The sequence below is a fragment of the Hanstruepera ponticola genome, from assembly GCF_012931685.1.
GTDB classification, from domain to species: Bacteria; Bacteroidota; Bacteroidia; order Flavobacteriales; family Flavobacteriaceae; genus Hanstruepera; species Hanstruepera ponticola.
The window spans coordinates 22,390-36,093 of the sequence record NZ_JABANC010000011.1 but is presented as its reverse complement, the minus strand read 5'-3'; the positions used below and the strand labels follow the sequence as shown (position 1 = coordinate 36,093).

Here is a 13,704-nt window from a genome sequence, read left to right as displayed (position 1 = left end):
CAGAATTATCAACCGTTACTGCACCAATAGCTAAACAACCATCATCAGCAGTAGCGCCTAATTCATTATATGTTCCACAGGCTTCAACAGTTACTGTAGCAGCACCATTAAGCGTGATAGTCGGATCGGTTGTATCAACAACATTCACCGTACGTGTTACTTGCGTTGCTGAATTACCTTCAGCATCATCCACATTATAGGTAACCGTATAACTACCAGGTACGTTCATATTAACAGCCGAAGCATCAATAACCACAGCACCCACACCAGCACAATTATCATTAGCAACTGCACCTAATTCATTATAAGAACCGCAAGCTTCTAACGTTTGCGGATTTGCCCCATTTAACGTTATAGTAGGAATTAGCGAGTCAAGCACAGTTACTTGTGCTGTACAAGTATCGCTTGTACCTGTTAAACTTTGCGTAACTGTTAAGGTAACGGTTACGGGTGTTCCAACATCAGTACATGAAAAACTGGATATATCAATGGAGAACCCATCTCCAATACTACCATTGTCAATGTCAGCAGCAACAATAGTGGCACTACCAGAACCATCTAGGTTCACAGAAATATCTTGACAAACTGCTATAGCCAAAGCTCTAGCTTCCGTGTATGGATTAAAGGATACAAAATTGTTAATGGCGGATTTTGAATCTATAGTAGTGAGATTCGCATCGGTAGGATGATGACTATCATATACGACTTTAGAATAACCCACACTGTGGATTATTAAAAAAGATACAATAAGTAACTTAAACGTAATTTTTCTCATACTCAAATAGTTAAAAGTTATGGGGCGTTAACCAATAACCAAAATGAAGCCAAAATTTTTAAATGGATTAATTGAACTTTAGCTTTTATTTAGCACTAGTTAGCTATTAACTGTTCAAGAGGGATAGAACGAAATTATTGTGATTACGACCCTAGAACAAATATATTCGTTCAAATACCATTTTATTCTGTATAGAACCGTAAACCAAACATTGTGAGTTATTTAAGTTATCGTTTTATTTTGTTTAAGATAACAAACTCACTAGCATAACTTTATTCAATTATTTAGCACAATGATAAAAAGAAAAAATCAAATTTCCTATAAAAAAATGCATTTCATCGTGTTTTTTATACTTTACACCGAGTAAAAAGGGCGTTTGTCGAAACAAAAAAGCATCAAAATGCTCCTGTTTTTTGATGCTTCTTTTTAACCAACTTAAACTATATATGCATTCAAAAATTTGTTTCTTTTTAGGGACTCCGTTCCAGAAGTTTACTGTATGTTTCAAATTATTTGTGTGCTGTGTTTGTATATATAACAACCCCATCCTTAAAACTCCTTATTAATTTATACACAAAATAGTTATTGTCCAATAATACGGAGTAAAGTGACCTGTCAATAGGTCAATATAACGCAGTTAAGCTCATTCAATTTTAATTGCAGACTTAGATACCGCATCCAAATACGGTAAACTTTTCTAAAAAGTAATAAGTCAAGCTTGATACGAATCTAATAATCCTTTTTAAATAAATGGCCTCATTTTTATGGCGTAGTAAAACCTAGTCAAGACGATAGAGGGAAGTGGAGCATTGCCAAGTAAAACGATTGCAATGTGCATGACAAAGTCTTGACTTTAGGTTTTCAAGGGGTGAAAATGAAGCCTAGATTTTTTTGTTTCTTTTTTGATCAATGCAAAAAAGAATTAAAATAAAAACTAATTAAACTAAACTGAAACCTCTGGTAACGCAGCAATCTAACAGTTTAAGGTTGTTATCAGTTCACGTAATTATATAAAGTAAAATTGTATCGAGAAAAGCATGTTTAATTATACCATGCCGCATACCGTTTCCTACGCAGTTCCAAAGCCAATGCTGCTTCCAGTTTAAGGGCTTCGGCTCGGGTGCTTACAGGATCAATATGGTTATAGAGGCTAGGGCGGAGGTAAGCCCCATATTTTTCAACAATGTTAGCCGATAATTTATAACCCTTTTTATTCCGGTAACCCGTTTTATGCTGCATAAAGCGCTCTTGGGGTGTCTTACTGGTCATACCCACATACAGGCACTCCAACACACCATTAAACTGCGGATTGGCAGCACGGAACTTGGCGTTCTCCGTAAAAACCTTCTTTTTGAGTTCCACTACATAGATGCGGTATTGGGTTTTGGGCATGGGTTGATTCTATTGTTGGGTAAAGTTAGTGATTATTTAGACTGGTTAGTCTTTTCATTTTTATTTGTAGGTTATTGTGATTTAGGCTCTTGTCATCCTGTCCTGACCGCTAGCGTCGGGAGATTCAGGATCCACTTTTTAGTAAGGTATTATGTATGCCGTATCCAGTGCGGTATGGCAGAAATATGATTGGTTATCTTTTCTTTTTTATTCATCGATAATCACCATATTTCATTCCAAGCATTGCAGAAGTACACCAATCACCAATCACTAAACACCAAAAACCAAAAACCAAACCCCAAACATTGTATTTCCATTTCTTTTTTTATCTTTAATCTCTCCCTAAAGTAATAGCACTAATGAATTTCAATTATGACTGTCAAAGGCAGTGCCGTGTTTATGAATAAAAAGCAACTATCTGAAAGAGACATCTGTACCAAATTCATCAATCCAGCCATTCAAAAGGCAGGATGGAACATGCGCACGCAGGTTAGGGAAGAGGTCTCCTTCACTGATGGTCGGATAATCGTTCAGGGGAAATTATACACGCGAGGTAAAAAGAAACGAGCCGACTATATTCTTTACTACAAACCCAATATTCCAATTGCTATAATTGAAGCAAAGGATAACAAACACAAAGTTGGAGACGGTATGCAGCAGGCTTTAGAGTATTCTGAAATCTTGCAAATTCCTTTTGTCTTTACTTCTAATGGCGATTCCTTTGTATTTCACGATAAAACAAAATCATCAGGAAAAGTCGAAGAAGAAATTACGCTAGACAGTTTCCCTTCACCCGAGGCTCTTTGGAATAAGTATAGCCAAAAAGAAGGATTGGACAAACCTCAAGTCCAAGAAGTAGTGACACAGGAATATTATTTGGACGACAGTAGTATGTCACCGAGATACTATCAACAAAATGCCATAAACAGAACAGTAGAAGCCATAGCAAAAGGCCAAAATAGAATCTTATTAGTTATGGCTACAGGCACAGGTAAAACCTATACCGCTTTCAATATTATTTGGCGACTGTGGAAGAATGGCGTTAAAAAACGCATCCTGTTTTTAGCAGACCGTAACGCCTTATTGACGCAAACCAAAAATGGCGACTTTTCACCCTTTGGTAATGATATTATGCATATCATTAAAAACCGAAAGATTGATAAATCCTATCAAATCTATTTTGCATTGTACCAAGGCTTAACAGGTACAGATGAATCCAAAAACGCTTATAAGGAGTTTAGTCGCGATTTCTTTGATTTAGTAGTGATAGATGAGTGTCACAGAGGTTCGGCTTCCGAAGCTTCAGCATGGCGAGAAGTGTTAGATTATTTTGATTCAGCTACCCAAATCGGTTTGACCGCCACACCAAAAGAAACCAAAGACGTGTCTAATATGGCATACTTTGGAGAGCCTGTGTATACCTATTCACTTAAGCAAGGTATTGAAGATGGTTTCTTGGCACCTTATAAAGTCGTGCGTATTTCTATGAATGTGGACGAAGGCTGGCGACCGACGGCTGGACTAATTGACAAATACGGTAACGAAGTACAAGACCGTATCTATAACCTGAAAGACTATGATAGAAATCTGGTAATTGATGAACGCACCATTGAAGTGGCTAAAAAGATTACCGAATATCTAAAAGCCACAGACCGCTATGCAAAAACAATCGTTTTTTGTACAGACATAGATCATGCCAATCGTATGCGCCAAGCCTTAATAAATGAAAATGCCGACTTGGTAGCCAAGCATTGGAACTACTGTGTGAAAATTACAGGCGATGATGAGGTAGGCAAGCAAGAGTTAGACAACTTTACGGACGTAGAAGAACGTTTCCCTGTTATTGCCACAACCTCAAAAATGCTCACTACTGGGATTGACACCAAAATGGTGAAGTTTATTGTGTTGGAAGCCAACATTGGTTCCATGACCGAGTTTAAACAAATTGTAGGTCGTGGAACTCGTATTCGTGAAGCAGATGGCAAGGTATATTTTACAATAATGGACTTCCGTAAAGCAACAAACCTGTTTGCAGACCCAGATTTCGATGGCGACCCAGTACAAATTTACGAACCAGGCAAAGGGGATCCAGTTGTACCACCAGATGTTGAAGATAATGAAGAAGAGACAAACAAAGAAGGTGATCTTGGAGGCTTTGTCTCACCAACCATTCCGGACATAACTATAGACGAAGAAGAACAAGAAGTTCAAAAGTACTATGTTAATAATGTAAAAGTCACTGTGGCTAACGAGCGCGTACAATATTATGGTAAGGACGGTAAGCTCATTACTGAAACACTTAAAGATTACACCAAATCCAATATAAAAAATGAGTACAGGTCTATAGACCAGTTTATTCAAAAATGGAATACCACTGAAAGTAAAGAAGAATTGTTGGCAGAATTAGCAGATCATGGCGTCTTAATTGAAGCCCTAAAAGAAGAAGTAGGGCAAGATTTAGATCCTTTCGATTTAATTTGCCACATAGCTTTCGACCAACCACCTCTAACCAGACAAGAGCGCGCCAACAAGGTTCGGAAGCGCAATTATTTTGCTAAATATGGTGAAACAGCGCAACGCATATTGTACACACTATTAGACAAATACGAGCAAGAAGGCATTATATCCATAGAAAAAGGCTCTGTTTTAAAAGTACAACCCTTAAGCCAAATGGGTTCGCCTGTAGAATTGGTGCGTGCTTTTGGCAAGCGCAAAGACTTTGAACAGGCTGTACAAGAACTGGAAAACGAAATTTATAAAGAAGGGGCTTAATGAGTTCTAAATCTCCATTACAAGTTGAACTTGATAAATTAAATTCTCCAGAAGAATATAATATTATACCACATATAAATTGTGAGCATCTCGCTATTGGAATTAAAATAGAAAACAGAAATGAATTCTTCAATTTACCAATTGACATCACTGACTCACAACATAACATAGTTGATGATGAAGGCTATCGGTTTAAGGTTGATCAATTCAGTTCTCAAATAGACTCTTCTTTTAGAGATTTTATTAATACGAAAATTTGCCTACTTAAAGCTGAAAATTCTGATACAATTTATATAGAAAATAAAGAATTTACTTTACGTCTTTTTTATCGGTTAGACTGGAAGAAAGATTACATGAACTTTTCTGTTCAATATATTAATGAAACTCCAGAAAAAGTTGATACTATAATTGAAGGGAGACTGAATAGTATTATTCCAATATACAAGATATTTGAAAAAAAAAGTCCAATTACAAACCAAATAACAATGAGAACTACTGCAGAAGTTGGAGTACTATTTGAAATTAATAAAAATCTTCTAATGATTATAAAAGTAGAACTAGATTATTTTGATGAAGCTAATCCTTTATTGATAATTGACTCTGATGAGATTATTGATTTTGCAGTTAATAATGGTCTAAAAAACAATCCTAGAATTATATGAGTAACATAACAACCAACATAAAAGGCATTCGCGATATCATGCGAAAAGACACAGGAGTCGATGGCGATGCACAACGCATTTCGCAAATGGTCTGGATGCTATTCATGAAAATATTTGCAGATAAAGAAGAGGAATGGGAAATCACCATAGATGATTACGAAAGCCCTATTCCAGAACATTTAAAATGGAACAACTGGGCAGAAGATGATGAAGGTCTCACAGGTGATGCCTTAATGGACTTTATTAATAACGAGTTATTCCCAACATTAAAGGAGTTGGACATTACCATTAGTCCACAAGCCAAAATCATACGATCGGTATTTGAAGATACCTACAACTATATGAAAAACGGAACCCTGTTCCGTCAGGTAATTAACGGGATAGATAAAATAGATTTCAACAGTTCAGAAGACCGTCATCTGTTTAACGATATTTACGAAACCATTTTAAAAGAACTACAATCTGCAGGTAGCTCTGGGGAATATTACACACCGCGAGCCGTAACCCAGTTTATGGTAGATATCATCAATCCGCAATTGGGCGAAACCGTGTTAGACCCAGCTTGTGGTACAGGAGGCTTTTTAACCTGCACGATTGACTATGTGCGCAATCAGGTAAAAACACCACAAGACCGCGATGTGTTGCAAAAAGCCATTCGTGGTATAGAGAAAAAACCCTTACCGCATTTATTGTGTACCACCAATTTAATGCTGCACGGTTTCGATTTACCAGCGGTAAATCGTGGTAACTATTTAAACAAACCCTATGCCGATTGGGGCAGCAAAGACAAGGTAGATGTCATTCTCACCAATCCACCCTTTGGTGGTATAGAGGAAGATGGTACCGAAACCAATTTCCCGAGCAAGTTTAGAACCAAGGAAACGGCCGATTTGTTTCTGGCATTAATTATAAAACTCTTAAAATCTAACGGACGTGCCGCAGTGGTCTTACCCGATGGCACCTTGTTTGGCGAAGGCGTAAAAACCAGACTCAAACAAGAATTGTTAGAGCGTTGCAATCTGCATACCATAGTGCGTTTGCCCAATGGAGTGTTTAACCCATACACAGGCATTAAAACCAACCTGTTGTTTTTTGAAAAAGGCACACCCACCAAAGAGGTTTGGTATTTTGAACATCCCTATCCCGAAGGCGTAAAAAGCTATAACAAAACAAAGCCGATTCGAATCAAGGAGTTCGATTTAGAAAAGAAATGGTGGAACAAGCGCGAAGAAAACAAATACGCTTGGAAAGTACCAGTAGAGGATATTGTAGCACGCAACTACAACTTGGATATTAAAAACCCATACCAAGAAGCAGACGATTTAGCCGCACCAGAAGACATTTTAAAACAATACCAAATAACGGAACAAAGCATCAACAGCATCCAGCAAAAAATTATGGATGTACTCAACGAAGCCTTAAACTAACTGTCATTGCGAGCGAGGAACGAGCGTGGCAATCTCTATAATAAAAACTGTCATTCCTGCGAAGGCAGGAATCCACAAATATGAAACACCTCTTACAACATTTTAAAACCCTTACCAAGCAGCCACAAAATGCGTCAGCACTAAAAGGCTTTATCCTGCAATTGGCGGTACGAGGAAAATTAACTGCAAATTGGAGATTAAAAAATCCAAATGTTGAGCCTACTTCTAAAAAGTTAGCTGAAATTGAAAATCATACAGCTCTTTCAAAAATTGAAAGTGATGAAATCCCTTTCACATTAGACAAAACTTGGAATTGGTGTCGATTTATTGATGTAGCCTCATTAAGACATGGTTATCAATTTAGAAAGCATGATTTTGTAGAAGAAGGAATACCAGTGGTAAAAATTGGTCAATGTAAAGCTGATGGAACTTTAGATTTTTCAAAATGTAATTTTATTGATTCAAATCGAAAAAATGAATTCGAACACGTATTAATATTTAAAGGACACCTTTTAATGGCTTTAACAGGAGGAACTCTTGGTAAAGTTACAAGAGTTGATAAAGATTATGGTGTTGTTGTTCAGAACTATCGTGTAGGAAATTTTTTTGCAAATGAAAACATTCTATTTCTTGATTTTTTAAATGTTATTTTAGAATCTGATTTATTTCAAGGATTAGTTAGAGAGAGGATAAACCAAAACGCACAACCAAATATCGGAAAGGATAATATTGAAAAAATTGTTATGCCTATTCCACCACTCGAAGAACAAAAAGCCATTGTAGCCATAGTCAATGAGTTGTTTAAAGAAGTAGAGCAATTAGAAGAGCAAACCAAAACCAGAATACAACTCAAAGAAGACTTTGTCACCTCGGCTTTGCAACGTTTAGCACAAACAGAAAATGTTAATCAAGAATGGCAATTTTTACATACCCGTTTTACCGAGTTTTTTACCGAAAAAGAGAATGTAAAACAACTACGGGAAACCATATTACAATTAGCCATTCAAGGCAAACTAACGTCAAAATGGCGCTCTCAAAACCTAAAAATTGTATCTGTATCAAGAAAGTTAGCAAATATTGAAAAAGAAAAAGGACTATCGAAAATTGATCCATCAGAAATACCTTTTGAACTTGTGGAAACTTGGGAATGGTGTAGATTTATTGATGTAGCTTCTTTACGACATGGATATCAATTTAGAAAACATGATTTTGTGGAAGAAGGAATCCCGGTCGTAAAAATCGGGCAATGTAAAGCTGACGGAACTTTAGATTTTTCTAAATGTAATTTCATTGATTCAAGTCGGGAAGAAGAATTTGAGCACGTATTGATATATAAAGGACATCTATTAATGGCCTTAACCGGGGGGACTCTTGGTAAGGTAACAAGAGTTGATAAAGATTATGGTGTAGTTGTTCAAAACTATCGCGTTGGTAACTTTTTTGCAAATGAAGAAATACTTTCAATTGATTTTTTAAATGTGATTTTAGAATCTGAATTGTTTCAAGGATTAGTAAGGGAAAGAATAAATCAAAATGCTCAACCAAATATTGGAAAGGACAATATTGAGAAAATAGTTATGCCTATTCCACCACTCGAAGAACAAAAAGCCATTGTAAAGCAGGTCAATAGTTTAATGGCCTTATGCGATAGTTTAGAAGAACACATAGAAAACAGCCAAACCCAAATAGAGCAACTCATGCAAAGTTGTTTGAGGGAGGTTTTTGAAAACAATTAAATTAATAGTTAATACAATGAGTCCAAAAGAAAAATCAATTCATGCAGTTTCACTTTTAAAAGAGGCCATTTTAGAAGTAATTAATCAACATCCAGAAGGAGTTGGTAATAGTGATATTGCGCGTTCACTTAATCTTGAATCAGATTTTGAAGGTAGTCAGAAAAATTATCTGTCTTGGTCTATTATCGGTTTACTAGTAAATGAGGGTAAAGTAAAATACAAAAAAATAGGTCAGCGTAAACTGTATTTTACTGATTAAGGTTAGACCAAATGTTATGGATTGATACATTGAGCTTAAAGGAATAGAAATAAGATATACCCAAGTAGACCAAAATATGTAAAGTGGTTTAAAGTAGTTTTTGGAGGAGTAAAAATAAAAGATGGAAGAATTACAAATAATTACAATCTGCAAAAAGTTATTACCTAGGTTAAAAGCAATAGGTTATGAAAAATATGATACCAAACGAAATGATAGCCAGTCTGATAACACAAGATTAAATAAGCAGCTCATTTTTCCTGTAAAGTTTGGTGGTGATGATAGAATTTCAGAACAGGAACTACGGCAAGTATTTATTGAAGTTTTCAAGGAAGAAAACACTAATTTATTTTACTCTATAGAAACACCTACCCAAGCAAAGTATTACTTTGGAAATGATATTGTTAAAATAAAAATTAAAGAAAATGGGCAATCGGCTTTAATTGATATGTGTGTCTTTAAAAAAGAAGGGGAAATATACAATCGTATTTTAAATATAGAATTTAAGCATCAAAATGCAGCCTATAAAAGCATAGCAAAGGATATTCTAAAATTAATGCATGAAAAACAAAATGGTTTGTTCATTACCCTACTTAAAAACACAAATAGAGGAACACTTTGCAACAAAGCAGGAACAGGTATTTTAGATAAATTACATAAATCATTGAAACAATTTGGAAATGATTGGAATGGAGATAAAAGTATAATAATAGTTATTATTTCATTAAATCAAGAAACAATGATCTACAGTAAGATATGTAAAAATAATTTAGGAGATTTAAAAGCACCTATCTTTACCAATAGTTTGTCATCAGGTATTGGCAACATAACAGAGGTCATTGATGGAAATGGCTGGAAAAAATACAACTCTTTAAAAAGTTGAATCACAAATAATGTAAATCAAATGAACCAACTAATAAAAAGTTGGTTTAGCGAGGTTTTTAATTAAACTGTTATCATGAATAGAAGTCAATGGGCATTAGCTCTCACATTATTATCAGCAATTATTGCACATATTAGTGTTTATATAAGTAATTTAAATTTTAAATATTTTATTTCAGCTTTTGGAGTTTTGTTTGCATTAAGAGGAGCATACTTGCTTTTCTTAATGAGAAAAACAATTTCTAAAATATATGAACCATCTGATTGGATTGTAAAAGATAATACGGCGAAAATTATAATTCCATTTAAGTCGCACAAAAAAGAAAACCCCCATGTTTTGTTTGAATTATTTGAAAATAATAAATGGCAAGAAGCTCATGCTGCATCAGAAACAGATAGTAAAACAAAGGATGTGACAATTAGGATAAACAATAGAGAAGACTTGCCAAAAGTTAGAATTACAATTAAATAACAATTTCACATGGCATTAATGGAAATAATTATAACCGCTATTTTAGTTTCAATTATGTGGTACTTATACCACAAGCATCAAATGGATAATTTTTCAAAAAAAATAAACGCTTTAAATCATGATGTAAATAATGCAACAGTTAATAGAGAATATGAGATTAATAAAAAAGTGATTGAAAAATCAGAAGAACTAAACAATCAAATCCTTGAATTAAGAAAACAGTTAGTGGATGTTGAAAGAGCTAGCTATGAAAAAGGCAAGAAAATGGCTGAAGATAATTTTGCTAAAGATTTTTTAGTTCAAGTTTTTCCATATCAAAGACATTTTAAGGAAAAGAAAGATAAGTTATTAGCATTCGGAGAAACAGAAAAAGTAGAAATAGGGTATCAATATCAATTCTTTGTCAAAGGTGCTCCAGCTTTCAAACCAGAAATAGTTGTTTTAGAAACTCATGATTTAAAAAACTTCAAATTAAATAAGGAGGCAATAAGTACATTAGTAAATACAGCAATTGGTGATAAAAGTGAGATTGCAGGTGGCGTAATAAATATTGCAAAAGATGTGTTATTGAAAAAGTAATATTATGAGTGAACCACAAAAAATGATGAAACTTTATAATGAGCTTGTTAAGTCTGTGATTTATGAGTTTCCCGATAAAGGAAAAGTAAATATTAGCAAAAAGCAAGGGGTTTATATTGTATATGATAATAAAAGTCAACCCCTGCATGTAGGTAAAACGAATGGAGCAAAAAATGGTCTAAATGATCGTTTGCAAAATCATGTGTGGAATCAATCGTCATTTTCTAAATTATATATGCAAAAAAATAAAATAGTTTTAAGAGATTGGGGCAAATTTCAGTTTATAGTATTAGAAGATGACAGAGAAAGAGCATTGTTAGAAGCTTTAACTGCTGGATTGTTGTGTCCTGCACATATTGGAACTGGTGTTAAAAAATAATGAATGGATGATGCATATATTCAACTTAAAAATATTACCTCAAGAGTTTAAATATTATGCTCTTAATTACGAATATCAAACTGATGATATTCTTAAGGATTTGTCTTTGTCAGCCAAAAGAAAAAAATATCTATCTAAATCCGAATTCCTTGAAATATGTAAATGGAAAACGCCTCGTTCACAGCCACTTTGTCTCTTAAATTCAGAGGATTATATTAAAGAAATCACTCATATTTCTTTAACTACAAAATCAGACCAACTAGCAATTGAAATTTTAACGTTATTAAATGGTGTTAGTTGGCCCACTGCTTCAGCAATATTACACTTTTGTCACGTAGATGAATATCCCATACTAGATTTTAGGGCTTTATTTACACTAGGGTTTGACAAAACACCAAAGTACAATTACCAATTTTGGAAAGATTATACGTCATATTGTAGAGAGCTAGGTAAGAGATTCAATTCAGACTTAAGGACAGTAGATAGAGCTCTTTGGCAATACTCAAAAAAACACCAAAAATCAGATAAGCAATCCTAAATTCTTTGATTTTTTTTGGTTCGTTTTTTGGTCAAGCAATTGCGAAGCACATCATGAGTACAAAAAAACAATTAACATGAACGAATAAAAAATGAACATATGAAAAATAAAACCAATAAAAACCCCGCTCCAGACTTCTCCCAAAGCAAGAGCGGGGTTTATAATAACTAATAAATAAGGTTGCTACCAGTCTAACCAGTAGTAACTACTTTTAGGGCATGATCCTGTGCCAGAGCATACATAGTACCATTCACTTCCTGGTAAAATATAATACCCAATCCTACAAAAAGCACACTCGAGGCAGGAATCGTACCTAGCGCACTCAAGTCCACCTGTAGCGTAGTAGCACTACCAACCATACCACCCAAAGCAATAGCGCTACTGGTAGTTGAACCACCTCGGGCATTCACGGTATCATCGTCGGGCTCATAGGCATTCAGCACAGGCACATAAACATAATTGCTCACATAGCCGCCTGCCAATATCAAGCTAAAATGCGTGGCACCTTCGGGTGCATTAATAAAGGCGTCCGTATTAAAATCGGGCACGGTCAAATCAACCACATCACGTGTTGGGTTAATAGTTGGCCCAGTAATAGGTGCGTAAAAAACAGAGTCTAACTGTTTAGTCTGATTAAACTCAAAGCCTTGTAACTGCTCGTGGTAACTCACGAGGTCTAGCTCACGTTCACCACGCTCACCAGCACCCAATTTTATAATACGCTTCAAAATCCCACTCAAGCGGGCACTTATATACGTATCACCAATAGTTTTAGACAAACCCGCAAAACTTTCTCTAAAAGCCTTGCTAGCTTTGGCAGCGCCACCAAATTCCTGCATGTTTTCACGCGTACGTTTGTATGCAGGATCGTTCATAATACGGTTTCTAGAAACCTTGCTTTGTGTTTTTACAAGGCTCTTGCCGTTTGCTCGGTAGAAAGTCAAGCCATCCAGCGAGCCTTCTAGTCTGATAAATGAATTGTTTCTAGCCATAATAAATAGGTTTTAGGACTACGGCGCGGTGGCTATACCGCACAACAGTCTGGTTAAAAATGGGACGAGACATGGGGTTGCTCATCCGTTAAATAAACGAATGCTATTAATAAGTTAGGGAGAAGTAAATTGGTACGGTACCGGTACCATCGAAATTGAAATGCTAACCGTTCCGGACAGGTCAATAAATCAATATCCAATCCAAACCTATAAAAAAGATTTTAAATAATCAAAATGCAAAACCTTGAAAATGAAAGAGGTAAATCAATAAAATAGGCAAAACGCTAAATTATCTTCAAAAAACAACCCCAAAAAATGTAGGAATTTTAAACAATTTACAGCCCCACCCGAAACACTATTGCCAAAACCATAAAAATCACCAACCCTTAAAATTTAACACTTTCACTAGTAGGTCCTTCGGGTCTCCTTCGGGTGTCCTTCGGGTGTCCTTCGGGTGTCCTTCGGGTCAACTCGGGTCAAAACAAAATGAAGCGTATGGGGCAAATTGTACAAACCAAATAGGCACAAATGAAAAAAGACAAACGATACGTTTGCCTTTTTTGCCCCAAATCTACCATAAAACTTAACCTACTTATGTTATGGTAGAGCCAATATAAAATACACTGTTGTATATACAACAATAAAAAAGACAAACAGTAAGAATTTTCTTTTAAGCGTTACGGCAGGTTGTTTTTACCGTTGAAGTGCTTTTTTTTAGATTTACCTATCAGTGAATCAAGAGGGGAGTACTTGATGAGATTTATAGAATCTTCGCCAAGGATGCTATACACGAGTACAAGCCGTAGTACGAAATTTGTCATCCTGAACTTGATTCAGGATCC

The 13,704-nt window shown here is 35.3% G+C and carries 13 protein-coding genes; 10 read left to right on the top strand and 3 right to left on the bottom strand.

What is annotated here, in order from left to right:
* A partial coding sequence (locus tag HGK31_RS14555) for an immunoglobulin-like domain-containing protein (protein WP_191861087.1) occupies positions 1-775 on the bottom strand: 775 nt, incomplete at its 3' end.
* Positions 776-1,816: 1,041 nt separating this feature from the next.
* On the bottom strand, positions 1,817-2,167 hold the full coding sequence (locus HGK31_RS14550; protein ID WP_191861085.1) for a ribose-5-phosphate isomerase: 351 nt from the start codon (positions 2,165-2,167) through the stop codon (positions 1,817-1,819).
* Between the two features lie 399 nt (positions 2,168-2,566).
* On the opposite strand from HGK31_RS14550, the gene hsdR reads away from it, so the two are divergent.
* The 10 genes from hsdR to HGK31_RS14500 all read left to right on the top strand — a co-directional run bounded on the left by hsdR (position 2,567) and on the right by HGK31_RS14500 (position 11,870).
* On the top strand, positions 2,567-4,939 hold the full coding sequence (hsdR, locus tag HGK31_RS14545) for an EcoAI/FtnUII family type I restriction enzme subunit R (protein ID WP_191861091.1): 2,373 nt from the start codon (positions 2,567-2,569) through the stop codon (positions 4,937-4,939).
* Positions 4,939-5,601 carry a hypothetical protein gene (locus HGK31_RS14540; RefSeq protein ID WP_191861083.1) on the top strand — a complete coding sequence of 221 codons (663 nt, stop codon included), beginning with the start codon at positions 4,939-4,941 and terminating at the stop codon, positions 5,599-5,601. The genes hsdR and HGK31_RS14540 overlap by 1 nt, the downstream gene beginning before the upstream one ends.
* On the top strand, positions 5,598-7,028 hold the full coding sequence (locus HGK31_RS14535) for a class I SAM-dependent DNA methyltransferase (protein WP_191861081.1): 1,431 nt from the start codon (positions 5,598-5,600) through the stop codon (positions 7,026-7,028). Before HGK31_RS14540 ends, HGK31_RS14535 begins: the two co-directional genes overlap by 4 nt.
* 80 nt (positions 7,029-7,108) lie before the next feature.
* The gene (locus tag HGK31_RS14530) at positions 7,109-8,764 is read left to right on the top strand and encodes a restriction endonuclease subunit S (RefSeq protein ID WP_191861079.1); all 1,656 of its coding nucleotides are present in this window, start codon (positions 7,109-7,111) and stop codon (positions 8,762-8,764) included.
* A gap of 16 nt (positions 8,765-8,780) precedes the next feature.
* Positions 8,781-9,023, top strand: a complete 243-nt coding sequence (locus HGK31_RS14525) for a hypothetical protein (RefSeq protein WP_191861077.1) — start codon at positions 8,781-8,783, stop codon at positions 9,021-9,023.
* Between the two features lie 121 nt (positions 9,024-9,144).
* Entirely contained in the window at positions 9,145-9,903 is a 759-nt protein-coding gene (locus tag HGK31_RS14520; RefSeq protein ID WP_191861075.1) for a hypothetical protein, read from the top strand.
* A 75-nt stretch (positions 9,904-9,978) separates the two neighbouring features.
* Positions 9,979-10,374 carry a hypothetical protein gene (locus HGK31_RS14515; protein ID WP_191861073.1) on the top strand — a complete coding sequence of 132 codons (396 nt, stop codon included), beginning with the start codon at positions 9,979-9,981 and terminating at the stop codon, positions 10,372-10,374.
* Between the two features lie 9 nt (positions 10,375-10,383).
* Positions 10,384-10,953 carry a hypothetical protein gene (locus HGK31_RS14510; protein ID WP_191861071.1) on the top strand — a complete coding sequence of 190 codons (570 nt, stop codon included), beginning with the start codon at positions 10,384-10,386 and terminating at the stop codon, positions 10,951-10,953.
* Positions 10,954-10,957: 4 nt separating this feature from the next.
* Positions 10,958-11,332 (top strand): GIY-YIG nuclease family protein, encoded by a 375-nt coding sequence (locus tag HGK31_RS14505; RefSeq protein ID WP_191861069.1) that lies wholly within the window; start codon positions 10,958-10,960, stop codon positions 11,330-11,332.
* Between the two features lie 7 nt (positions 11,333-11,339).
* The gene (locus HGK31_RS14500) at positions 11,340-11,870 is read left to right on the top strand and encodes a hypothetical protein (protein WP_191861067.1); all 531 of its coding nucleotides are present in this window, start codon (positions 11,340-11,342) and stop codon (positions 11,868-11,870) included.
* Between the two features lie 191 nt (positions 11,871-12,061).
* Here the strand turns inward: HGK31_RS14500 and HGK31_RS14495 are convergent, their stop codons facing one another.
* Positions 12,062-12,862: a hypothetical protein gene (locus HGK31_RS14495; RefSeq protein WP_191861065.1), complete on the bottom strand. Its 801-nt coding sequence runs from the start codon at positions 12,860-12,862 to the stop codon at positions 12,062-12,064.
* Between the last annotated feature and the right edge of the window lie 842 nt (positions 12,863-13,704).